The following is a 22,048-nucleotide window of genomic DNA, read 5'->3' on the forward strand; positions in this document are numbered from 1 at the left end:
ATTTTTTTGTTAAAAAGAGTAAGAAACATTGACTTTTTTAAAGAAAGATGTCATAATCAAGTTAATTCAAAAAAATATTATGGAGCGAGTAGGAGGAATTTGGGATGTTAAAAAATACAAAACAACCTCAATACTTTAAGTCTTTTTTACTTGGTATGACAGCAATTGTATTGCCTGTTTTTAGCTTTAACCAGAACATTTCGAAAGTAAAAGCTGATACAGTCCCAGACTGGAAGAAAGTCAAAAGTGATTACAAGAAATCAACGATGGGCATTCAGAAAGAGGTAATGAAATTTGGATACCGAGAATAAAGATTTGATTGAAGTCAATAATATTGTTGATGAAGTCGAGCGCTTACCACATGAACAGCGTCAAGTAGTTTTACAGAAGTTGGAAATCTATCAAGGTGACCTACCTCATCCAGATATTCTCAAAGGATATAAAGAGCTATATCCGGATGCTGCTCAAAAGATTATTGATAATGGTATTGCAGAAAGCCAACATCGTAGAGAGATGGAAGATAAATACTTATCAGGGAATATTGCTTCTCATAAATTGGGACAGTTATTTGGCTTTTTAATCGCCCTCGTTGTTATTATTGGTGGAATTTACTTAATAGCAACAGATAAACAAATTGCAGGTAGTGTCTTAACTGGAACTACTGCATTAGGGCTAATTGGTTTGTTTACAGGGAATAATCAAAATAAAAACAAAGACAAAGAATAATTTTTCACCGCAGGCTCAGGCTTGCGGTTTTTTTATTTTTCAAAAACACACATTTTGAACGATTAGAAAGCAAAATCACAATCCTATTGTTCAAAAAAGCGTTTACATGAAGAATATGGAGAGGAAATCGTGGTGTATTATTGTCAAAAACGGTGTTTTGTTAAAAATAAAAAACAGTGACCGAAATCACTGCTTTTTAAGTTCCTGGGCGTATGTTATCATGCTGATAGCGTGTTTTAGACGCATATTCATAATATCCGATACACCATTTTTATACTTGTCCACGGCCTGAATAGACATGCCACAGTTTTTGCTAATAGCATAGGCTGTGGCGTTGTCTAAAAGCCAGCGGATAGCTTCAATATCTACTGACATATATTACCTCGTAAAATACCAAACTGCAAATAGGAGTAGAAGAAGTCCAATAATAAATTCAACTTTTTCACGCTTGGTGGTTTTTCTAACTTTAAGATTTACTTTCATTGTTTTTCCTGTTATAATTTAAGTACACCCCCGAAGGGGTGGATAGTGATTTTTCACTATCCAAATTCGATGTGCCATTCAAAGCTGATTATAAATAAGTTTATTTTGACTACTAGCTTATTTGTTTTTGCTTTGAGTGGTTTCTTTTTGAACTTAAACATTTCATGTTCCTTTCTACTAGTTTCCTTGTCTAAGGTTTCCTCCTTAACCTTATGTATCCATTATACAACTTTGGTTGCATAATGTCAATAGTTTTGATGGAGTTTTTTTATTTTATTTTTAAAAGACTGTGAGTAATCACGGTTTTCTATTTATAAACTATTAGAATTAAATTGCAACCTTCTCAACTATACGGGCAAAGATGATTGTAAAAATGAATACGAAGATGAATACGATTTAAAAAAACGATGGAAATTAGTGTAAATGATTTTAACGAAAAATAAGTAAAAACTCAACTATTTACAAGTGATGATAACTATTTGTAAACGTTTTTCACTTATGGTATAATAAGCATTGTATTTATTGTATATGAATCTGGAGAAAAAATCAAAGATATTTTTGAAGGATAATATGAGAATAAGGGAGAATATATGACCTTAGAATGGGAAGAATTTCTAGATCCTTACATTCAAGCTGTTGGTGAGTTAAAGATTAAACTTCGTGGCATTCGTAAGCAATATCGTAAGCAAAATAAGCATTCTCCGATTGAATTTGTGACCGGTCGAGTCAAGCCAATTGAGAGTATAAAAGAAAAAATGGCCCGTCGTGGTATTACTTATGCGACCTTGGAGCACGATTTGCAGGATATTGCTGGTTTGCGTGTGATGGTCCAGTTTGTAGATGACGTTAAGGAAGTAGTGGAGATTTTGCACAAGCGTCAGGACATGCGAATCATACAGGAGCGAGATTACATTACTCATCGAAAAGCATCAGGCTATCGTTCCTATCATTTGGTAGTAGAATATATGGTTGATACCATCAATGGAGCCAAGACTATTTTGGCAGAAATTCAAATACGTACCTTGGCCATGAATTTCTGGGCAACGATAGAACATTCTCTCAACTACAAGTACCAAGGGGATTTCCCAGAGGAGATTAAGAAGCGACTGGAAATTACAGCTAGAATCGCCCATCAGTTGGATGAAGAAATGGGTGAAATTCGTGATGATATCCAAGAAGCCCAGGCACTTTTTGATCCTTTGAGTAGAAAATTAAATGACGGTGTAGGAAATAGTGACGATACAGATGAAGAATACAGGTAAACGAATTGATCTGATAGCCAATAGAAAACCGCAGAGTCAAAGGGTTTTGTATGAATTGCGAGATCGTTTGAAGAGAAATCAGTTTATACTCAATGATAGCAGTCCGGACATTGTCATTTCCATTGGTGGAGATGGCATGCTCTTGTCGGCCTTTCATAAGTACGAAGACCAACTTGATAAGGTACGCTTTATCGGTCTTCATACAGGACATCTGGGCTTTTATACCGATTATCGTGATTTTGAGTTGGATAAGTTAATGACCAATTTGCAGCTAGATACCGGAGCAAGGGTTTCTTACCCTGTTCTAAATGTGAAGGTTTTTCTTGGAAATGGAGAGGTCAAGATTTTTCGTGCCCTCAACGAAGCCAGCATTCGCAGGTCTGATCGAACCATGGTGGCAGATATTGTCATCAATGGTGTTCCCTTTGAACGTTTTCGTGGAGACGGGCTAACAGTTTCGACACCGACTGGTAGTACTGCCTATAACAAGTCTCTTGGTGGTGCTGTTTTACATCCTACCATTGAAGCTTTGCAATTAACGGAAATTGCCAGCCTTAATAATCGTGTCTATCGAACGCTGGGCTCTTCCATTATTGTGCCTAAGAAGGATAAGATTGAACTCATTCCAACAAGAAATGATTACCACACCATTTCGGTTGACAATAGTGTCTATTCTTTTCGTAGTATCGAGCGAATCGAGTATCAAATTGATCATCATAAGATTCACTTTGTCGCGACTCCTAGCCATACCAGTTTCTGGAACCGCGTTAAGGATGCCTTTATCGGCGAGGTGGACGAATGAGGTTTGAATTTATCGCAGATGAACATGTCAAGGTTAAGACCTTCTTAAAAAAGCACGAGGTTTCTAAGGGATTGCTGGCCAAGATTAAATTTCGTGGTGGAGCTATTCTGGTCAATGACCAACCACAAAATGCAACCTATCTATTGGATCTTGGAGACCGCGTTACCATTGACATTCCCGCTGAGGAAGGCTTTGAAACTCTAGAAGCAATCGAGCGCCCACTGGATATTCTCTATGAGGATGACCATTTTCTAGTCTTAAATAAACCCTATGGAGTGGCTTCTATTCCTAGTGTCAATCACTCTAATACCATTGCCAATTTTATTAAGGGTTACTATGTCAAGCAAAATTATGAAAATCAGCAGGTTCACATTGTGACCAGACTTGATAGGGACACTTCTGGCTTGATGCTCTTCGCCAAGCACGGCTATGCCCACGCACGATTAGACAAGCAGTTGCAGAAGAAGTCCATTGAAAAACGCTACTTTGCCCTCGTTAAAGGAGATGGATATTTGGAGTCAGAGGGGGAAATTATTGCTCCGATTGCGCGTGATGAAGACTCTATTATCACTAGAAGAGTAGCTAAAGGTGGAAAGTATGCCCATACATCATATAAGATTGTCGCTTCCTATGGAAATATTCACTTGGTCGATATTCGCTTGCATACTGGTCGAACCCACCAAATCCGAGTCCATTTTTCTCATATTGGTTTTCCTTTGTTGGGAGATGACTTGTATGGTGGTAGTCTGGACGACGGCATCCAACGTCAGGCTCTGCATTGCCATTACCTATCCTTTTATCATCCATTTTTAGAGCAAGATTTGCAGTTAGAAAGTCCCTTGCCGGATGATTTTAGCAACCTTATTACCCAGTTATCAACTAATACTCTATAAAAACTGATTCAGAGTATAATTATTATTTTAAAGGAGAAAACTCATGGAAGTTTTTGAAAGTCTCAAAGCCAACCTAGTTGGCAAAAATGCTCGTATCGTTCTCCCTGAAGGGGAAGAGCCTCGTATTCTTCAAGCAACTAAACGCTTGGTAAAAGAAACAGAAGTGATTCCTGTTTTGCTTGGAAATCCTGAAAAAATTAAAATTTATCTTGAAATTGAAGGGATCATGGATGGTTATGAAGTCATTGACCCTCAACATTATCCTCAATTTGAAGAAATGGTTGCTGCCCTAGTGGAGCGTCGCAAGGGCAAAATGTCTGAAGAAGATGCACGCAAGGTTTTGGTTGAAGATGTAAACTACTTTGGTGTTATGTTGGTTTACTTGGGCTTGGTTGATGGAATGGTGTCAGGTGCGATTCATTCAACTGCTTCAACAGTTCGTCCAGCCCTTCAAATCATCAAAACTCGTCCAAATGTAACTCGTACTTCAGGTGCCTTCCTCATGGTTCGTGGCTCTGAACGTTACCTATTTGGAGACTGTGCTATCAATATCAATCCTGATGCAGAAGCCTTGGCTGAAATTGCCATCAACTCAGCAATCACAGCTAAGATGTTTGGAATCGAGCCTAAAATTGCTATGCTAAGCTATTCTACTAAAGGTTCAGGTTTTGGTGAAAGCGTTGATAAGGTTGTAGAAGCAACTAAAATTGCTCACGACTTGCGTCCTGACCTTGAAATCGATGGTGAGTTGCAATTTGATGCGGCCTTTGTTCCCGAAACTGCAGCTCTGAAAGCTCCGGGAAGTACAGTAGCTGGTCAAGCAAATGTCTTTATCTTCCCAGGTATAGAGGCAGGAAATATTGGCTACAAGATGGCTGAACGTCTTGGTGGTTTTGCGGCTGTAGGACCTGTTTTGCAAGGTTTGAACAAGCCAGTTAACGACCTTTCTCGTGGATGTAATGCAGATGATGTTTACAAGTTAACCCTTATCACAGCAGCCCAAGCTGTTCATTAATAGTGAAAACTATAAAGCGATATACTATGCTATACTGTAGTTATGAAACTATGTACGAAAAGCACTGCCATTAACTCCTGGGAACTAAATTACTGATTGGTGTCAAAAAGGACAACTTCCAAGCGATGATATCCTGTCTATATACGACCTATAGAAATCTGTAATATACATGTCCGTAAAACGATAAATTCCCTTTTTGATTTTAAATGAGTATGAAAAGAGAATTTTTTCATTAGAAAACGCATAATATTGAGTGTTTTGACACCTGCTATTATGCGTTTTTTATAATTTTTGCACCTTTCTTAGCCTTTGTTATCGACAAGTATTGTTCTAGCTCCTTGTTTTTAGAATGGCAATTTCCCAGCGAAAGCACCCAGTTTTTTCTTGGTAGTTTCATCGATTTGTTCAAGAGCAGAGTTGATGGCTTGAACGGTCATATCAGAAAGAGTTTCAAGGTCCTCTGGGTCAATGATAGCTGGATTGAAATCAATGCTGACAACTTTCTTATCTCCAGTTAAGGTCGCTTGGACAAGGTCTTGAGCAGATTTGCCAACAAATTGCATAGCTGCAAGTTCAGCTTGACTTTGTTCCATTTGTTTTTGAAGTTTTTGTGCTTGGCGCATCATGTTTTGCATGTTCATCATAAGATTTCTAAAGTTCCTTTCATCTCAAGGGGATAATCCTTGTTGTTAACAAGTGCCTGATTTTCTATCCTAATTGTTCTTAGTAGCATAGCCATCAAGCCCAAGTATTGATTTTATTATATCATTTTTTTAAGACATAGTCTTTTATTGGTAAGAGTTATTTATGTCAAGGAGTAATTAGAAATAAATTAAAATAATGATTTTTGCTAAGAGGGGCTCTATTCTAGTTTCATGGAAATGATTTTACTAAAGGTTCGTATGCTTTGTTTACCAATATGTTACCTCTATCTATTTTTGGAAAAATAGTTGTTTATTATTTTTATGCTAATAGTAAAATCTAAATGGTAGCCTACGATTTTTTAGAAAGAAAATGGTACAATATTCTAAGAGAAAATACAATGGGAGGGAAAATGAGGTTATTACCTATAAGAAAAATATCACGTCAGTCTAAAAGGTTAGCACTTTTTTTGACGTTTTGTGCTGGATATGTGGATGCTTACACTTTTATTGTTCGTGGGAATACCCTTGTAGCTGGACAAACTGGAAATGTTGTCTTTCTTTCGGTAGAGCTAATACAGAATAATGTTTCGGATGTTAGGGATAAGCTTTTAACCTTAATAGCGTTTATGCTGGGAGTTTTTTTACTAACCATTTATAAGGAAAAATTGAGAATTGTAAAAAAGCCAATTCTGTCACTGATTCCTTTGGCAATCCTATCAATCATTATTGGTTTTGTTCCGCAGACTGTAGATAATATCTATCTAGTGCCGCCCTTGGCCTTCTGTATGGGACTGGTGACAACTGCTTTTGGAGAAGTATCGGGTATTGCCTACAATAACGCTTTTATGACAGGGAATATCAAACGAACCATGCTAGCTTTTGGGGATTATTTCCGAACCAAGCACACACCTTTTTTGCGTGAAGGGTTCATATTTGTTAGCCTGCTTAGTAGTTTTGTCCTTGGTGTTGTCTTTTCAGCTTATTTGACGATTTTCTATCATGAAAAGACCATTCTTGGTGTTCCTATTATGATGAGCATTTTTTATCTCAGTATGCTTTTTGCCTCGTGGCGGAAAAAAGTAAAAGAAAAAGCTTCATTTTAGGTGTTATTACTTGTAAGAAAATAGGAGATATGCTATACTTAGAGAGTTGACTATGCACGTTCCTGTGCAACCGCACGAACATCGTTGCTTGATTATTCAAGTTTAAGTGGTTCGTCCCACGATGCTAGGCGAGTCTTCACAAAAAATCGGGGAAACCCATAAAAATCATAGGAGGTGCATAATGAGCACATACGCAATTATCAAAACTGGCGGAAAACAAGTTAAAGTTGAAGTTGGTCAAGCAGTTTACGTTGAAAAATTGAACGTTGAAGCTGGTCAAGAAGTTACTTTTAACGAAGTTGTTCTTGTTGGTGGTGAAAACACTGTTGTCGGAACTCCACTTGTTGCTGGAGCTACTGTAGTTGGAACTGTTGAAAAACAAGGAAAACAAAAGAAAGTTGTTACTTACAAGTACAAACCTAAAAAAGGTAGCCACCGTAAACAAGGTCACCGTCAACCATATACAAAAGTTGTCATCAACGCAATTAACGCTTAATTTTAAGGAGAACACATGATACAGGCAGTCTTTGAGAGAGCCGAAGATGGCGAGCTGAGGAGTGCGGAAATTACTGGACACGCCGAGAGTGGCGAATACGGCTTAGATGTCGTGTGTGCATCGGTTTCTACGCTTGCCATTAACTTTATCAATTCCATTGAGAAATTTGCAGGCTATGAACCAATCCTAGAATTAAACGAAGATGAAGGTGGCTATCTGATGGTTGAGATTCCAAAAGACCTGCCTTCACACCAGAGAGAAATGACCCAGTTATTCTTTGAATCATTTTTCTTAGGTATGGCAAACTTATCGGAGAACTCTTCTGAGTTCGTCCAAACCAGAGTTATCACAGAAAACTAACACGGAGGAAAACATTATGTTAAAAATGACTCTTAACAACTTGCAACTTTTCGCCCACAAAAAAGGTGGAGGTTCTACATCAAACGGACGTGATTCACAAGCAAAACGTCTTGGAGCTAAAGCAGCTGACGGACAAACTGTAACAGGTGGATCAATCCTTTACCGTCAACGTGGTACACACATCTACCCAGGTGTAAACGTTGGACGTGGTGGAGACGATACTTTGTTCGCTAAAGTTGAAGGCGTAGTACGCTTTGAACGTAAAGGACGCGATAAAAAACAAGTTTCTGTTTACCCAATCGCTAAATAAAAAGGTTCAGTGAACCTTTTTATCCTGAGCCTTGAAATGTAAAGGCGAGGAAGCTAGAAGTAGCATTAAATAAGGCTTTCCGAGTTTTTCGGAGAGCCTGTTTTTTTGTTTTGGTACCCATACTTTTTAATATGTATAGTGGATTGAATCTGGAATAGAACACTGCTAAAAATTGATTTGAGTTTCCTACTCGATTTCTTCAGATTTTATTTCAATTGACTATAAGAACTGGTATCTGGTTTCAAATATTGGCTTGTCGTCCCTTAACTTGTCTGAATGGCTTGAGCCGTTCCTTCTGATAAGGGAAAATGATATTCTTTAACTGAAACTGTCTGAGAATCCAAGCTAACAGACGGAGAGAAAAATAGCTCCAATCTGAAGCACACTGGATGGGAGTTGTTGAAAATCAGTCATCTAGTTTTTCTTTACTGCTTTGGCTTTTTTCTTTGTCATCAGGGAAAGTGACTTGCTTCAAATCAGGGAGTTTAGGAAACTCTTCAAATATCTTGCACAAGTTGTCTCGTTTTGTAAATTTTACAGCCATAGGTGTACCTCGATTCTAAATTCTACCTTTTCGGCACCAATTAGTAATTTAAAGTTCTCAGAAGTTAGTTGCATTGCTTTTTCATACATAAGCATAGTATGACACTTTAAGGTTACCTAACAAGTCTAATCACTCCTTTCAAACTTTTGAAGATGTCCTAAGAGTTTTTGAGAAGAATATTGCAAAGTTCATAGTTGAGCAACGATAGAATGAAGTGCTTTTTGAAAACAGCTACACTTCAGGTGAAAAAAACGACATTTCAGATTTTCTGTTCCAGAAATAGCTATCGCTATGATATAATTATTTTATGATTATTACTATTCCTATAAAAAACCAAAAAGATATTGGCACACCATCTGATTCAGTCGTTGTTCTCGGCTATTTTGATGGTATACACAAGGGGCATCAAGAATTATTTCGTGTTGCCAATAAGGCTGCGAGAAAGGATTTGTTGCCTATCGTGGTTATGACCTTTAATGAATCTCCAAAGATCGCTTTAGAGCCTTATCATCCTGATCTGTTTTTACATATTTTAAATCCTGCTGAACGTGAAAGAAAATTAAAGCGTGAAGGTGTAGAAGAATTATATCTCCTTGATTTTAGTAGTCAATTCGCTAGTCTCACGGCAGAAGAATTTTTTGCAACCTATATCAAGGCTATGAATGCCAAAATTATTGTTGCAGGTTTTGATTATACATTTGGTTCTGACAAAAAAACAGCAGAAGATTTAAAGGATTACTTTGATGGAGAAGTTATCATTGTTCCACCTGTAGAAGATGAGAAAGGAAAGATTAGTTCAACTCGTATCCGTCAAGCTATTTTAGATGGAAATGTGAAAGAAGCAGGAGAACTTTTGGGGGCACCGCTTCCATCAAGAGGTATGGTGGTTCATGGTAATGCTCGTGGTCGCACGATTGGTTATCCAACAGCTAATTTAGTGCTTTTAGACCGTACTTATATGCCAGCAGATGGCGTTTATGTCGTTGATGTTGAGATTCAAAGACAGAAGTATCGTGCTATGGCTAGTGTCGGGAAAAACGTGACCTTTGATGGAGAAGAAGCACGTTTTGAAGTCAATATTTTTGATTTTAATCAAGATATTTATGGGGAAACCGTCATGGTTTATTGGCATGATCGCATTCGAGATATGACCAAATTTGACTCAGTTAATCAATTAGTGGATCAGTTAAAGGCTGATGAAGAAGTAGCTCGGAATTGGTCTTAAGAGCTTGAGTAAACAAAAAAGAGGTTGTTTGTAACCCAAAAGATAGATGATTTAGTCTAACTTTTGAGGTCACGACATTACCTCTTTTTATTCTTTTTCAAAGGTAAATCCTTCTCCAAGGATTTCGTGGGCTTCTGTAATGGTTATAAAGGCTTGCGGATCGATTCGATGAATCATTTCCTTCATTTTCACAATCTCATTTCTGCCGACAATACAGTAGATAATCTTCAAATCTTTTTGACTATAGTAGCCTTGACCGGAAATAAAAGTAACACCTCTTCCTAGGTCATCATTGATCGCCTTAGCAAGTTGGTCAGGACGTTTTGTAATAATCATAAAGCCTTTACCAGCATAGCCACCTTCACCAATCAAATCAATGACACGAGAAACGATAAAATCAAATAAGAGCGTGTAGGAAACCAATCTCAAATCCTTGAAGATTAGGAGAATAAGCATGAGAATACAAAAATCTAAGATAAAAAGTAGTTTCCCCATTGATATATGAGTGTATTTGTTGAGAATACGAGCTAGAATATCAGTTCCGCCAGTTGTACCTCCAGCATTAAAGATAATTCCAAGGCCAATTCCCAATAGAATTCCCGCTATAAGGGCTGTGATTAGTAAATCACCTTGAAGATCAATATGAAGGGGAATACGCTCAAAAAAAGCCAACCAGGCAGACAAAGATAAGGTTCCAAGCAGACTAGAATAGAGAGATTTTGCTCCAAATATTTTCCAAGCTAGGATGAAAAGGGGAATGTTAATCAGCAAGTTCATGAGCGAAACAGGGATTTTAAAAAGATAAAAGGTGATGAGGGTAATACCTGTCGCCCCTCCTTCAAAGAGATGATGAGGAACTACAAAATAAGTCAGACCAAAAGCATAAATAGCAGCACCTAGTAAAATGGTTAAAATGGGGTAAATTTTTTTAATCATAGAACACCTCTTTTCTTATAAGTTGATTATATCAAATTTTTACGGAAAATTTGATTGACTCCATTAGGATTTTTAATCTTTTTTTGATATAATTAAAAGTAAGAAAACCAATCTGAATCCTAAAATAGAAAGATTGATACTATGACAAAAATTAAGATTGTAACCGATTCATCTGTTACTATTGAACCAGAACTCGTAAAACAATTAGATATTACAATTGTTCCATTATCTGTAATGATTGATAATGTTGTTTATTCTGATGCTGATTTGAAAGAAGAAGGTAAATTTCTTCAGTTGATGCAAGCAAGTAAGAATCTTCCTAAGACAAGTCAACCGCCTGTAGGTGTCTTCGCTGAAGTTTTTGAAGACCTATGTAAGGATGGCAGCCAGATTCTTGCTATTCATATGTCCCATGCTCTTTCGGGGACTGTAGAAGCAGCGCGTCAAGGTGCTAGCCTATCTACTGCCGACGTAACAGTTATTGACAGTTCCTTCACTGACCAAGCTTTGAAATTCCAAGTTGTTGAGGCTGCAAAATTAGCGCAAGAAGGCAAAGAGTTGGAGGAAATCTTATCTCATGTAGAAGAGGTTAAAAACCACACAGAACTCTATATTGGCGTTTCAACTTTGGAAAATCTTGTCAAAGGTGGACGAATTGGCCGTGTAACTGGATTGTTGAGCTCCCTTCTCAATATCCGTGTTGTCATGCAAATGAAAGACCATGAATTGCAGCCAATGGTTAAAGGTCGTGGAACTAAAACCTTTAAAAAATGGTTAGATGAGTTGACAACATCTCTCTCTGAACGTTCTGTAGCAGAGATTGGAATTTCATATTCTGGTAGTGCTGATTGGGCAAAAGAGATGAAAGAAAGCTTACAAGCTTATGTTGAAAAGCCAATTTCTGTTTTAGAAACAGGTTCCATTATTCAAACTCACACGGGTGAGAACGCTTGGGCTATTTTGGTACGTTACCACTCCTAAAAAAATAAAGAAAATGGGAAGAAATAGCGTTTTTAACTTGACCTAAAAGGGATTTTAGGATATGATTATATTTGTTAATTAGAAATTATTTGGAGGAATCATTAACATGGCAAACAAACAAGATTTGATCGCTAAAGTAGCAGAAGCTACAGAATTGACTAAGAAAGACTCAGCGGCAGCAGTTGAAGCTGTATTTGCAGCAGTAGCTGACTATCTTGCAGCTGGTGAAAAAGTTCAATTGATCGGTTTTGGTAACTTTGAAGTTCGTGAGCGTGCAGAACGTAAAGGTCGCAACCCACAAACTGGTAAAGAAATGACAATTGCAGCTTCTAAAGTTCCAGCATTCAAAGCTGGTAAAGCTCTTAAAGACGCTGTTAAATAATCAGCCTTTTAAAAGCCTATTGTATCAAGCTTTCTAGCTTGGTCAGTAGGCTTTTTAATTATGAAATCTAGTAATAAATAGAGTTAAAAAGTTGAATGCTCCGAAAATATTGTATATATAGTAGTTGAATCTAAAATAGTACGAAACAATTTCTAAAACATTTATAGAAATTAATTTTACTTCCTCAATCGATTTGTTCTCATCTTATTTCAATCTGCTATACGTACGTATATAATGAAAAGAATTAAATAATAGACTTGTGCGATAACTATTTGAAGCAAGATTGGCTGGTTAGAAAATCCAACAAGATAGCGAAGGAATCTAACATAAAATATACATAATTTATTTTATGTTATAAACCCTTCGCTAAAATACTTACCATTATCTTGAATGCCTTAGGGAAACATGCTATACTACTTGTATGATTATTTTACAAGCTAATAAAATTGAACGTTCTTTTGCAGGAGAGGTTCTTTTCGATAATATTAACCTGCAGGTTGATGAACGAGACCGGATTGCTCTTGTTGGGAAAAATGGAGCAGGTAAGTCTACTCTTTTGAAGATTTTGGTTGGAGAAGAGGAGCCAACTAGTGGAGAAATCAATAAGAAAAAAGATATTTCTCTATCTTACCTAGCCCAAGATAGCCGTTTTGAATCTGAAAACACTATCTACGATGAAATGCTTCATGTCTTTGATGATTTGCGTCGGACTGAGAAACAACTGCGTCAGATGGAGTTGGAGATGGGAGAAAAGTCTGGTGCTGATTTGGATAAACTGATGTCAGATTACGACCGCTTATCTGAGAATTTTCGCCAAGCAGGTGGCTTTACCTATGAAGCTGATATACGAGCGATTTTAAATGGATTCAAGTTTGACGAATCTATGTGGCAGATGAAAATTGCTGAGCTTTCTGGTGGTCAAAACACCCGTCTGGCTCTAGCCAAAATGCTACTTGAAAAGCCCAATCTTTTGGTATTGGACGAACCAACCAACCACTTGGATATTGAAACCATTGCCTGGCTAGAGAATTACTTGGTAAACTATAGCGGTGCCCTCATTATTGTCAGCCACGACCGTTATTTCTTAGACAAGGTTGCGACAATTACGCTAGATTTGACCAAGCATTCCTTGGATCGCTATGTGGGGAATTACTCTCGTTTTGTTGAGTTGAAGGAGCAAAAACTAGCTACTGAGGCAAAAAACTATGAAAAGCAACAGAAGGAAATTGCTGCTCTGGAAGATTTTGTCAATCGCAATTTAGTCCGTGCTTCGACGACCAAACGTGCCCAATCTCGCCGCAAACAACTGGAAAAAATGGAACGTTTGGACAAGCCTGAAGCGGGTAAGAAATCAGCCAATATGACCTTCCAGTCTGAAAAAACGTCGGGCAATGTTGTTTTGACTGTTGAAAATGCGGCTATTGGCTATGATGGGGAAGTCCTGTCACAACCGATTAACCTAGACCTTCGTAAGATGAATGCTGTTGCCATCGTTGGTCCCAATGGTATTGGCAAGTCAACCTTTATCAAATCTATCGTGGATCAGATTCCGTTTATCAAGGGTGAAAAACGCTTTGGCGCTAATGTTGAGGTTGGTTACTATGATCAGACTCAAAGCAAGCTGACACCAAGTAATACTGTACTGGATGAACTTTGGAATGATTTCAAATTGACACCGGAAGTTGAAATCCGTAACCGCCTAGGTGCTTTCCTTTTTTCTGGAGATGATGTCAAAAAATCAGTCGGCATGCTGTCTGGTGGCGAAAAAGCTCGCTTACTTTTAGCTAAACTGTCTATGGAGAACAACAACTTCTTGATTCTGGATGAGCCAACTAACCACTTGGATATTGATAGCAAGGAAGTGCTAGAAAATGTCTTGATTGACTTTGATGGAACTCTTCTATTCGTCAGCCACGACCGTTACTTTATCAATCGTGTGGCAACTCATGTACTGGAATTGTCAGAGAATGGATCAACTCTCTATCTTGGAGATTACGATTACTATGTTGAGAAGAAATCAGAAGTAGAAATGATTCAAACTGAGGAAGCTTCAACCAGCAATCAAGCAACAGAAGCAAGCCCAGTTAATGACTATCAAGCTCAGAAAGAAAGTCAAAAAGAAGTTCGTAAGCTCATGCGACAAATAGAAAGTCTAGAAGCTGAAATTGAAGAGTTAGAAAGTCAAAGTCAAGCCATTTCTGAACAAATGTTGGAAACAAACGATGCCGACAAACTGATGGAATTGCAGGCAGAGCTGGACAAAATCAGCCATCGTCAGGAAGAAGCCATGCTTGAGTGGGAAGAATTATCAGAGCAGGTGTAAAGATGGAACGTCTTGGAAAAGTACTTCGTGAATTTCGGACAAGTGGAAATTATTCTTTAAAGGAGGCTGCAGGCGAGTCCTGCTCTACCTCTCAGTTATCTCGCTTTGAGCTTGGGGAGTCTGACCTAGCAGTCTCACGTTTCTTTGAGATTTTGGATAACATTCATGTCACAATCGAAAATTTCATGGACAAGGCTAGGGATTTTCAAAATCATGAACATGTTGCTATGATGGCGCAGATTATTCCGCTTTACTACTCAAATGATATTGCAGGTTTTCAAAAGCTTCAAAGGGAACAACTTGAAAAGGCTAAGAGTTCGATCAATCCCCTTTATTTTGAGCTGAACTGGATTTTGCTACAAGGTTTGATTTGTCAAAGAGATTCGAGTTATGATATGAAGCAAGATGATTTGGATAAGGTAGCAGATTATCTCTTTAAAACGGAAGAATGGACCATGTATGAGTTGATTCTTTTCGGAAACCTCTATAGTTTCTACGATGTGGACTATGTAACTCGGATTGGTAGAGAAGTTATGGAGAGGGAGGAATTTTACCTAGAGATTGGTCGCCATAAGAGATTAGTATTGATTTTGGCCCTCAATTGTTACCAGCATTGTTTAGAGCATCTTTCTTTTGACAATGCAAGCTATTTTGAGACTTATACAGAGAAGATTATTGGTAAAGGTATTAAGCTTTATGAGCGTAATATTTTCCATTATCTAAATGGTTTTGCCTTATATCAAAAAGGACAGTGTAAAGAAGGTTGTAAGCAGATGCAAGAGGCCATGCATATTTTTGATGTGCTAGATCTCCCAGAGCAAGTAGCCTACTATCAGGAACATTACGAAAAATTTGTCAAAGATTAATTTTCCCAAATAAGGGAAAAAATAAAAAGCACCTTTCAGTTTTGATACAATAGTTTCAAAATTTGAGAGGAGTTTTTATATGAATCGCTATGCCGTACAGTTGATTAGCCGTGGAGCTGTTAACAAGATAGGAAATATGCTCTATGATTATGGAAATAGTGTCTGGTTGGCTTCCATGGGGACTATCGGGCAGACTGTTTTAGGAATGTATCAGATTTCTGAACTCGTCACATCTATTCTCGTAAATCCCTTTGGTGGAGTCATTTCAGACCGTTTTTCTCGTCGCAAAATTTTGATGACGACAGACCTTATTTGTGGGATTCTTTGTCTGGCTATTTCTTTTATAAGGAATGACAGCTGGATGATTGGAGCTTTGATTGTTGCTAACATTGTGCAGGCTATTGCTTTTGCCTTTTCTCGTACAGCCAATAAAGCTATTATAACTGAAGTGGTGGAGAAAGATGAGATTGTGATCTATAACTCTCGCTTAGAGCTGGTTTTGCAGGTTGTAGGTGTTAGCTCTCCTGTTCTTTCCTTCCTTGTTTTACAGTTTGCAAGTCTCCATATGACGCTACTGCTAGACTCGCTGACTTTTTTCATTGCTTTTGTTCTAGTGGCTTTCCTTCCGAAAGAGGAAGCAAAAGTTCAAGAGAAAAAGGCTTTTACTGGGAGAGATATTTTTGTAGATATCAAGGATGGGTTACACTATATCTGGCATCAGCAAGAAATTTTTTTCCTTTTGCTGGTAGCTTCCAGCGTCAATTTCTTTTTTGCAGCTTTTGAATTTCTCCTCCCCTTTTCGAATCAGCTTTACGGGTCAGAAGGAGCCTATGCAAGTATTTTAACTATGGGGGCTATTGGTTCCATCATTGGGGCTCTTCTAGCTAGTAAAATTAAAGCTAATGTTTATAATCTTTTGATTTTACTGGCTTTGACAGGTGTCGGAGTTTTTATGATGGGATTACCACTGCCAACTTTTCTTTCCTTTTCTGGAAATTTAGTTTGTGAATTGTTTATGACGATTTTTAATATTCACTTTTTTACTCAAGTACAAACCAAGGTTGAGAGCGAATTTCTTGGGAGAGTACTAAGTACGATTTTTACCTTAGCTATTCTATTTATGCCTATTGCAAAAGGATTTATGACAGTCTTGCCAAGTGTACATCTCTCTTCTTTCCTGATAATTGGAAGTGGTGTTATCATCTTGTCTTGTATATCGTTTATTTATGTTCGAACTCATTTTGAAAAATTGATATAAGGCTGCTTGAGTTTCAAAAATAATTTCAAACTAAGTATTTTTTCCGCCCTTCTCGTTTGTGAGGAGGGCTTAGTTTATGGTAAAATGGTCTTATGAATAAAAGAATGAATGAGTTAGTCGCCTTGCTCAATCGCTATGCGACTGAGTACTATACCAGCGATAATCCATCGGTTTCAGACAGTGAGTATGACCGTCTTTACCGAGAGTTGGTTGAGTTAGAAACTGCCTATCCAGATCAAGTATTAGCAGACAGTCCGACCCATCGTGTTGGTGGTAAGGTTTTAGATGGTTTTGAAAAATACAGTCATCAGTATCCTCTTTATAGTTTGCAGGATGCTTTTTCACGTGAGGAGCTTGAAGCTTTTGATGCGCGTGTTCGTAAGGAAGTGGCTCATCCAACCTATATTTGTGAGCTGAAAATCGATGGCTTATCTATCTCGCTGACTTATGAAAAGGGGATTTTAGTTGCAGGTGCAACACGTGGAGACGGTTCTGTTGGGGAGAACATCACAGAAAATCTTAAGCGTGTTAAAGACATTCCTTTAACTTTGCCAGAAGAACTAGATATCACAGTTCGTGGGGAATGTTATATGCCACGCGCTTCTTTTGACCAGGTTAATCAAGCTCGCCAAGAAAATGGAGAGCCTGAATTTGCCAATCCCCGTAATGCGGCGGCAGGCACACTACGTCAGCTGGATACAGCAGTAGTTGCCAAGCGCAATCTTGCAACGTTTCTCTATCAAGAAGCCAGCCCGTCAACTCGTGACAGCCAAGAAAAGGTTTTGAAGCACCTAGAACAACTTGGTTTTGTAGTCAATTCTAAACGAATTCTGGCTGAAAGCATGGATGAGATTTGGAATTTTATCCAAGAAGTAGGAGAGGAACGGGAAAATCTGCCTTATGATATTGATGGAGTTGTAATCAAGGTCAATGACCTAGCAAGCCAAGAAGAACTCGGTTTTACCGTCAAGGCTCCAAAGTGGGCAGTAGCCTACAAGTTTCCTGCTGAAGAAAAAGAAGCTCAACTCTTATCAGTTGATTGGACAGTTGGTCGTACCGGTGTTGTAACCCCAACTGCAAATCTGACACCTGTTCAGCTTGCTGGTACAACTGTTAGCCGTGCGACCCTGCACAATGTGGATTATATTGCTGAAAAAGATATTCGCAAAGACGACACGGTCATCGTCTATAAGGCCGGGGACATCATCCCTGCCGTTTTACGTGTGGTAGAGTCCAAACGGGTTTCTGAAGAGAAACTAGATATTCCTACAAACTGTCCAAGTTGTAACTCTGACTTGTTGCACTTTGAAGATGAAGTGGCTCTCCGTTGTATCAATCCGCGTTGCCCTGCTCAAATCATGGAAGGTTTGATCCACTTTGCCTCTCGAGATGCCATGAATATTACAGGCCTTGGACCATCAGTAGTTGAGAAATTATTTGCTGCAGATCTAGTCAAGGATGTGGCAGATATTTACCGTTTGAAAGAAGAAGATTTTCTCCTTTTAGAGGGGGTCAAGGAAAAGTCCGCTTCTAAACTATATCAGGCTATCCAAGCATCTAAGGAAAATTCAGCCGAGAAACTCTTGTTTGGTTTGGGAATTCGTCATGTCGGCAGTAAGGCCAGTCAGCTTTTACTTCAACATTTTCTCTCAATCGAAAATCTGGCTCAGGCAGATCCAGAGGAAGTGGCTAGTATTGAAAGCCTGGGTGGTGTGATTGCCAAGAGTCTTCAGACTTACTTTGCTACAGAAGGCTCTGAAATTCTTCTCAGAGAATTAAAAGAAGCTGGGGTCAATCTGGACTATAAAGGTCAGACAGTAGTAGCGGATGCAGCCTTGTCAGGTTTGACAGTGGTATTGACTGGAAAATTGGAACGGCTCAAGCGCTCAGAAGCTAAAAGTAAACTCGAAAGTCTGGGGGCCAAAGTGACAGGCAGTGTGTCTAAAAAGACCGACCTCGTCGTGGCAGGAGCAGATGCTGGAAGTAAACTTCAAAAGGCGCAAGAACTTGCTATCGAAGTTCGAGATGAAGCTTGGCTAGAAAGTTTGTAACAATGACAGAAGAAAGAAAACGTGCGCGTTTAATTTATAACCCAACCTCAGGGCAGGAAATTATCAAGAAAAATATAGCAGAAGTGCTGGATGTTTTGGAAAATATTGGCTATGAAACCAGTGCCTTTCAAACGACTACAGAACCTCTTTCGGCACAAAAAGAAGCTGAGAGAGCAGCCAAAGCTGGTTTTGATTTGATTATTGCTGCAGGTGGTGATGGAACAATTAATGAGGTAGTCAATGGGGTTGCCTCGCTCGATAAGAGACCTCGGCTTGCTATCATCCCAACAGGTACGACTAATGATTATGCGCGTGCCCTAAAAATTCCAATGGGTGATCCTGTTGCGGCTGCTCAGATTATTGCTAAAAATGAGACCATTCATATGGATATTGGACGAGCTTTTGGCGACAAATATTTTATTAATATTGCCGCTGCTGGAACCTTAACCGAATTGACTTACAGTGTTCCAAGTGAAGTCAAGACGCGTCTTGGTTATTTTGCCTATGTTGCTAAAGGCATTGAAATGTTTCCTAAGACCAAGGTTCGTCCAGTGAGAATCACACACGATCAGGGGGTCTTTGAAGGAGAGGTGTCCTTGATTTTTGTTGCCTTGACCAATTCCATTGGAGGTTTTGAGCAGTTAGCGCCTGATACCAAGTTAGACGATGGTAATTTTACTCTGATTTTGGTCAAGACAGACAAGCTATTTGATATGTTGGGCTTATTGATACAGGCCATTAATGGTGGTCAGCATGTCTCAGACGTCAATATCGAATACCTTAAAACTAGCAAACTACGTTTAGAAGTTTTAGATGACCAAGAACCATTTATGCTGAACCTAGATGGGGAATATGGAGGAGATACCCCAGTTGAACTTCAAGTCTGCCATCATCACATCGAATTTTTTGTCAATCGAGACGAGATTAGTCAAGAATTTATTAGTGAAATAGAAACGAATTAAAAAGTAAAAAGGAAAAATAAAAATGTATAACTACCCTATGCGCATTCATTACCATCGCAAGAATGGTGAATACGACACTTGCTCTTTTGTAAAGAGTAAGGATCAACGAATTGATTTACTAACTTACCAAGAAGATTATTTTGGAGCCTTATTTAGCTTTGAACACCCAAGTGCTCATCCCTTAGAAAGCTTGAATTTTGTGGTTCACACAGGCCAAACTAGTAAAGAATATGCTATCCGTTTTAATCACTATCCCCTCTTAACAGAGGTCTGGATTTTGGAAGGCGATGATAGAATTTATTATTCTGAAAATCCTGCAATTGCAAGTCCTTTCTATAAAAATCAAAATCCTTTTGCTTTTGACAAGGCTATCAATAGCGCTAGTTTCGACCACCACTGGGGCTACCAAGGGGAATTGGGTTGCCGTGTAGAGGACAATCAGGCTCGTTTTGCTCTCTGGGCTCCAACAGCGACAGAAGTGCAGGTTGTCGTTTATGAATCAGCTGCTAATGATGCTCCTGTTTGGAAGACCTTTGAGATGGAGAGAGGCAATAGCTACTCTTATAATCACAAGGACAATACAATCGGTGTCTGGAGTTTGGATGTTGAGGAAGATTTGACTGGTAAGGCTTATCAGTATCAAGTCCAATTCCCTCACCACCAAACAGTGACACGCGATCCCTATACCATCGCGACCAGTCCTGATGGCAAACGTTCAGCTATCCTGAGCCATGAAGAAAAGCAAGTTGCAAACTTCGAGGTCAAGCACGGTTCAGAGGCTACTTGGCGCTTGGCAAATCCATGTAAGGCAGTTATTTGTGAAATGCACATTCGTGATTTGACCAAATCACCGACCTCAGGTGTGGATGAACATCTTCGAGGAACTTTCTTAGGTGCTGCACAGACTGGAACAGTTAACCAGTACGGCCAAGCAACTGCTTTTGATTACATCAAGAAGCTGGGCTACAATTATGTTCAGTTGCAACCAATTGCAGACCGTCACAAAGAATACGATGAGGATGGGAATGTAACCTACAACTGGGGTTATGACCCACAAAACTATAACGCGCCAGAAACTAGTTTTTCAACTAATCCAGACGACCCAGCTCAGGTTATTCGTGATTTGAAGACCATGGTTCAAGCTTACCACGATGCGGGTATTGGTGTTATTATGGATGTGGTCTATAACCATACCTTCTCAGTTGTTGATGCACCTTTCCAAACAACTGTCCCTGATTACTATTATCGTATGAATCCAGACGGTACCTTCCAGAATGGAACAGGCGTTGGAAATGAAACAGCCAGTGAACACGAAATGTTCCGCAAGTATATGATTGATTCTCTTCTATACTGGGTTCAGGAATACAATATTGACGGCTTCCGTTTTGACTTAATGGGGATTCATGATGTCAAGACTATGCAGATGATTCGTCAAAGCTTAGATGAAATCGACCCTAACATTATCCTCTATGGAGAAGGATGGGATATGGGAACAGGTCTTGCCCCTTATGATAAGGCCAAGAAGGACAATGCCTACCAGATGCCAAATATTGGTTTCTTTAATGACAATCAGCGCGATGCTGTCAAAGGGGGAGAAGTTTATGGTGCTATCAAGTCAGGTTTTGTCAGTGGTGCTGCGACAGAGCCAATTCTTGCTAAAGCAATCCTAGGAAGTCGTGAATTAGGAAGCTATACACATCCAAATCAGGTGCTTAACTATGTAGAAGCCCATGACAATTACAATCTTCACGATTTATTGGCAACCCTTCATCCAGACCAAAGTTCAGAGCAAATCATGCGCAAGGTCGAGACAGCCACAGCCATGAATCTGCTCATGCAGGGGATGGCCTTTATGGAAATCGGTCAAGAATTTGGTCGTACCAAACTGGTTGCGACTGGTGAAAATGGTGAGTTGACCCATGATGATAGAGAGCGTGCGATGAATAGCTATAATGCTCCTGACAGTGTGAACCAAGTGAACTGGAACTTGATTAATGAGCGTCAAGACAGTATTGAGTTTATCCGTCAAGTCATCCGATTGAAGACAAAAACTGGTGCCTTTTCTTACTCTAGCTATGATGAAATTTACCATCATGTCTTTGTGCATTCTGCAATTGAACATAGCGGCTGCCTTATCTATGAAGTTCATGGGAAAGAACACCTCTTGGTGGTTGTGAATGCTAAATCAGAACCCTATCCATTTGAAAATGCAGGAAATTTAGCTATGTTGGTAACCAACAGTCGCTCAAAAGAAGACAATGTGTTAGATGATATTAGTCTAGCTGTCTTGAGTGTTTTATAAAGACCATCTATCTCGCTATTCTAACAGATCATTGGAAGTGAACGAATAGAAAGAACTTAGTTGATAACTCACTCGTATAGAAAATTTGATATATATTTTCATCAAACGTGTAAAATCAGGAAAT

23 protein-coding genes, 1 pseudogene and 1 other annotated feature are annotated in these 22,048 nt (G+C 38.9%); of the genes and pseudogenes, 19 read left to right on the forward strand and 5 right to left on the reverse strand.

Annotated features, from left to right (window positions below; translation table 11 throughout):
- Nucleotides 1–104: 104 nt before the first annotated feature.
- On the forward strand, nt 105–311 hold the full coding sequence (locus SPPN_RS05380) for a hypothetical protein (RefSeq protein WP_000917045.1): 207 nt from the start codon (nt 105–107) through the stop codon (nt 309–311).
- A complete protein-coding gene (locus SPPN_RS05385) occupies nt 295–726 on the forward strand; it encodes a DUF2335 domain-containing protein (protein ID WP_000379281.1) in 432 nt (143 codons plus the stop codon). The genes SPPN_RS05380 and SPPN_RS05385 overlap by 17 nt, the downstream gene beginning before the upstream one ends.
- Before the next feature lie 186 nt (nt 727–912).
- Here SPPN_RS05385 and SPPN_RS05390 read toward each other — a convergent pair whose 3' ends face one another.
- On the reverse strand, nt 913–1,101 hold the full coding sequence (locus SPPN_RS05390; RefSeq protein WP_000109850.1) for a hypothetical protein: 189 nt from the start codon (nt 1,099–1,101) through the stop codon (nt 913–915).
- Nucleotides 1,102–1,799: 698 nt separating this feature from the next.
- Between SPPN_RS05390 and yjbM the strand changes: the two genes are divergently transcribed.
- From yjbM to pta, 4 genes are read left to right on the forward strand one after another with little or no spacing between them, the layout of a single operon-like run.
- Nucleotides 1,800–2,471, forward strand: coding sequence for a GTP diphosphokinase (gene yjbM / locus SPPN_RS05395; protein ID WP_000171679.1), 672 nt, complete (start codon nt 1,800–1,802; stop codon nt 2,469–2,471).
- Nucleotides 2,455–3,273 (forward strand): NAD kinase, encoded by an 819-nt coding sequence (locus SPPN_RS05400; protein WP_000799049.1) that lies wholly within the window; start codon nt 2,455–2,457, stop codon nt 3,271–3,273. Before yjbM ends, SPPN_RS05400 begins: the two co-directional genes overlap by 17 nt.
- Nucleotides 3,270–4,166 (forward strand): RluA family pseudouridine synthase, encoded by an 897-nt coding sequence (locus SPPN_RS05405; protein WP_001209994.1) that lies wholly within the window; start codon nt 3,270–3,272, stop codon nt 4,164–4,166. The genes SPPN_RS05400 and SPPN_RS05405 overlap by 4 nt, the downstream gene beginning before the upstream one ends.
- A gap of 43 nt (nt 4,167–4,209) precedes the next feature.
- Nucleotides 4,210–5,181: a phosphate acetyltransferase gene (gene pta / locus SPPN_RS05410; protein ID WP_000451578.1), complete on the forward strand. Its 972-nt coding sequence runs from the start codon at nt 4,210–4,212 to the stop codon at nt 5,179–5,181.
- Nucleotides 5,182–5,525: 344 nt separating this feature from the next.
- Here pta and SPPN_RS05415 read toward each other — a convergent pair whose 3' ends face one another.
- The gene (locus tag SPPN_RS05415) at nt 5,526–5,825 is read right to left on the reverse strand and encodes a YbaB/EbfC family nucleoid-associated protein (protein ID WP_000981523.1); all 300 of its coding nucleotides are present in this window, start codon (nt 5,823–5,825) and stop codon (nt 5,526–5,528) included.
- A 410-nt stretch (nt 5,826–6,235) separates the two neighbouring features.
- On the opposite strand from SPPN_RS05415, the gene SPPN_RS05420 reads away from it, so the two are divergent.
- From SPPN_RS05420 to rpmA, 4 genes are all read left to right on the forward strand, one after another.
- Nucleotides 6,236–6,928 (forward strand): YoaK family protein, encoded by a 693-nt coding sequence (locus SPPN_RS05420; RefSeq protein WP_044012402.1) that lies wholly within the window; start codon nt 6,236–6,238, stop codon nt 6,926–6,928.
- Nucleotides 6,929–6,986: 58 nt separating this feature from the next.
- Nucleotides 6,987–7,074, forward strand: a sequence feature (ribosomal protein L21 leader region).
- A 35-nt stretch (nt 7,075–7,109) separates the two neighbouring features.
- Nucleotides 7,110–7,424 carry a 50S ribosomal protein L21 gene (rplU, locus tag SPPN_RS05425; RefSeq protein WP_000109141.1) on the forward strand — a complete coding sequence of 105 codons (315 nt, stop codon included), beginning with the start codon at nt 7,110–7,112 and terminating at the stop codon, nt 7,422–7,424.
- A gap of 15 nt (nt 7,425–7,439) precedes the next feature.
- The gene (locus SPPN_RS05430) at nt 7,440–7,784 is read left to right on the forward strand and encodes a ribosomal-processing cysteine protease Prp (RefSeq protein ID WP_000613699.1); all 345 of its coding nucleotides are present in this window, start codon (nt 7,440–7,442) and stop codon (nt 7,782–7,784) included.
- Between the two features lie 16 nt (nt 7,785–7,800).
- Nucleotides 7,801–8,094, forward strand: coding sequence for a 50S ribosomal protein L27 (gene rpmA, locus SPPN_RS05435; RefSeq protein WP_000916509.1), 294 nt, complete (start codon nt 7,801–7,803; stop codon nt 8,092–8,094).
- 266 nt (nt 8,095–8,360) lie between these two features.
- On the opposite strand, the pseudogene SPPN_RS14305 reads toward rpmA, so the two are convergent.
- Together SPPN_RS14305 and SPPN_RS13425 are read right to left on the reverse strand one after the other, a co-directional pair.
- A pseudogene (locus SPPN_RS14305) lies at nt 8,361–8,450 on the reverse strand (TIGR03943 family putative permease subunit); the annotation flags it as partial.
- Between the two features lie 50 nt (nt 8,451–8,500).
- On the reverse strand, nt 8,501–8,638 hold the full coding sequence (locus SPPN_RS13425; RefSeq protein WP_000268693.1) for an SPJ_0845 family protein: 138 nt from the start codon (nt 8,636–8,638) through the stop codon (nt 8,501–8,503).
- 307 nt (nt 8,639–8,945) lie between these two features.
- Here SPPN_RS13425 and SPPN_RS05450 point away from each other — a divergent pair, with 307 nt between their 5' ends.
- On the forward strand, nt 8,946–9,863 hold the full coding sequence (locus tag SPPN_RS05450; RefSeq protein ID WP_000587436.1) for a bifunctional riboflavin kinase/FAD synthetase: 918 nt from the start codon (nt 8,946–8,948) through the stop codon (nt 9,861–9,863).
- An 87-nt stretch (nt 9,864–9,950) separates the two neighbouring features.
- On the opposite strand, the gene SPPN_RS05455 is transcribed toward SPPN_RS05450, so the two are convergent.
- Entirely contained in the window at nt 9,951–10,799 is an 849-nt protein-coding gene (locus SPPN_RS05455; protein WP_000592068.1) for a YitT family protein, read from the reverse strand.
- Between the two features lie 141 nt (nt 10,800–10,940).
- Between SPPN_RS05455 and SPPN_RS05460 the strand changes: the two genes are divergently transcribed.
- The 8 genes from SPPN_RS05460 (at nt 10,941) to pulA (ending at nt 21,924) form a co-directional block, all read left to right on the forward strand.
- Nucleotides 10,941–11,780 (forward strand): DegV family protein, encoded by an 840-nt coding sequence (locus SPPN_RS05460; protein ID WP_000161385.1) that lies wholly within the window; start codon nt 10,941–10,943, stop codon nt 11,778–11,780.
- A 106-nt stretch (nt 11,781–11,886) separates the two neighbouring features.
- Nucleotides 11,887–12,162: an HU family DNA-binding protein gene (locus SPPN_RS05465; RefSeq protein ID WP_001284639.1), complete on the forward strand. Its 276-nt coding sequence runs from the start codon at nt 11,887–11,889 to the stop codon at nt 12,160–12,162.
- 421 nt (nt 12,163–12,583) lie between these two features.
- Nucleotides 12,584–14,485 carry an ABC-F family ATP-binding cassette domain-containing protein gene (locus tag SPPN_RS05470; RefSeq protein WP_000584859.1) on the forward strand — a complete coding sequence of 634 codons (1,902 nt, stop codon included), beginning with the start codon at nt 12,584–12,586 and terminating at the stop codon, nt 14,483–14,485.
- A 2-nt stretch (nt 14,486–14,487) separates the two neighbouring features.
- Nucleotides 14,488–15,351, forward strand: coding sequence for an Rgg family transcriptional regulator (locus SPPN_RS05475; RefSeq protein ID WP_000440277.1), 864 nt, complete (start codon nt 14,488–14,490; stop codon nt 15,349–15,351).
- Between the two features lie 79 nt (nt 15,352–15,430).
- Entirely contained in the window at nt 15,431–16,609 is a 1,179-nt protein-coding gene (locus SPPN_RS05480; protein WP_001083042.1) for an MFS transporter, read from the forward strand.
- Nucleotides 16,610–16,701: 92 nt separating this feature from the next.
- Complete coding sequence (ligA, locus tag SPPN_RS05485) at nt 16,702–18,660, forward strand: NAD-dependent DNA ligase LigA (RefSeq protein ID WP_001042579.1); 1,959 nt, start codon at nt 16,702–16,704, stop codon at nt 18,658–18,660.
- 2 nt (nt 18,661–18,662) lie between these two features.
- Nucleotides 18,663–19,622: a diacylglycerol kinase family lipid kinase gene (locus tag SPPN_RS05490; RefSeq protein WP_000134183.1), complete on the forward strand. Its 960-nt coding sequence runs from the start codon at nt 18,663–18,665 to the stop codon at nt 19,620–19,622.
- A gap of 22 nt (nt 19,623–19,644) precedes the next feature.
- Nucleotides 19,645–21,924, forward strand: a complete 2,280-nt coding sequence (pulA, locus tag SPPN_RS05495; protein ID WP_000283051.1) for a type I pullulanase — start codon at nt 19,645–19,647, stop codon at nt 21,922–21,924.
- The last annotated feature ends 124 nt before the right edge of the window (nt 21,925–22,048 follow it).

The organism is Streptococcus pseudopneumoniae IS7493, assembly GCF_000221985.1.
In the GTDB taxonomy this organism is placed as follows: Bacteria; Bacillota; Bacilli; order Lactobacillales; family Streptococcaceae; genus Streptococcus; species Streptococcus pseudopneumoniae.

Bases quoted from the DNA above. Each gene is read 5' to 3' on its own strand.
- SPPN_RS05380 (WP_000917045.1), top strand. From the start codon at position 105: ATGTTAAAAAATACAAAACAACCTCAATACTTTAAGTCTTTTTTACTT.
- SPPN_RS05390 (WP_000109850.1), bottom strand. From the start codon at position 1,101: ATGTCAGTAGATATTGAAGCTATCCGCTGGCTTTTAGACAACGCCACA.
- yjbM (WP_000171679.1), top strand. From the start codon at position 1,800: ATGACCTTAGAATGGGAAGAATTTCTAGATCCTTACATTCAAGCTGTT.
- SPPN_RS05400 (WP_000799049.1), top strand. From the start codon at position 2,455: ATGAAGAATACAGGTAAACGAATTGATCTGATAGCCAATAGAAAACCG.
- SPPN_RS05405 (WP_001209994.1), top strand. From the start codon at position 3,270: ATGAGGTTTGAATTTATCGCAGATGAACATGTCAAGGTTAAGACCTTC.
- pta (WP_000451578.1), top strand. From the start codon at position 4,210: ATGGAAGTTTTTGAAAGTCTCAAAGCCAACCTAGTTGGCAAAAATGCT.
- SPPN_RS05415 (WP_000981523.1), bottom strand. From the start codon at position 5,825: ATGATGAACATGCAAAACATGATGCGCCAAGCACAAAAACTTCAAAAA.
- SPPN_RS05420 (WP_044012402.1), top strand. From the start codon at position 6,236: ATGAGGTTATTACCTATAAGAAAAATATCACGTCAGTCTAAAAGGTTA.
- rplU (WP_000109141.1), top strand. From the start codon at position 7,110: ATGAGCACATACGCAATTATCAAAACTGGCGGAAAACAAGTTAAAGTT.
- SPPN_RS05430 (WP_000613699.1), top strand. From the start codon at position 7,440: ATGATACAGGCAGTCTTTGAGAGAGCCGAAGATGGCGAGCTGAGGAGT.
- rpmA (WP_000916509.1), top strand. From the start codon at position 7,801: ATGTTAAAAATGACTCTTAACAACTTGCAACTTTTCGCCCACAAAAAA.
- SPPN_RS13425 (WP_000268693.1), bottom strand. From the start codon at position 8,638: ATGGCTGTAAAATTTACAAAACGAGACAACTTGTGCAAGATATTTGAA.
- SPPN_RS05450 (WP_000587436.1), top strand. From the start codon at position 8,946: ATGATTATTACTATTCCTATAAAAAACCAAAAAGATATTGGCACACCA.
- SPPN_RS05455 (WP_000592068.1), bottom strand. From the start codon at position 10,799: ATGATTAAAAAAATTTACCCCATTTTAACCATTTTACTAGGTGCTGCT.
- SPPN_RS05460 (WP_000161385.1), top strand. From the start codon at position 10,941: ATGACAAAAATTAAGATTGTAACCGATTCATCTGTTACTATTGAACCA.
- SPPN_RS05465 (WP_001284639.1), top strand. From the start codon at position 11,887: ATGGCAAACAAACAAGATTTGATCGCTAAAGTAGCAGAAGCTACAGAA.
- SPPN_RS05470 (WP_000584859.1), top strand. From the start codon at position 12,584: ATGATTATTTTACAAGCTAATAAAATTGAACGTTCTTTTGCAGGAGAG.
- SPPN_RS05475 (WP_000440277.1), top strand. From the start codon at position 14,488: ATGGAACGTCTTGGAAAAGTACTTCGTGAATTTCGGACAAGTGGAAAT.
- SPPN_RS05480 (WP_001083042.1), top strand. From the start codon at position 15,431: ATGAATCGCTATGCCGTACAGTTGATTAGCCGTGGAGCTGTTAACAAG.
- ligA (WP_001042579.1), top strand. From the start codon at position 16,702: ATGAATAAAAGAATGAATGAGTTAGTCGCCTTGCTCAATCGCTATGCG.
- SPPN_RS05490 (WP_000134183.1), top strand. From the start codon at position 18,663: ATGACAGAAGAAAGAAAACGTGCGCGTTTAATTTATAACCCAACCTCA.
- pulA (WP_000283051.1), top strand. From the start codon at position 19,645: ATGTATAACTACCCTATGCGCATTCATTACCATCGCAAGAATGGTGAA.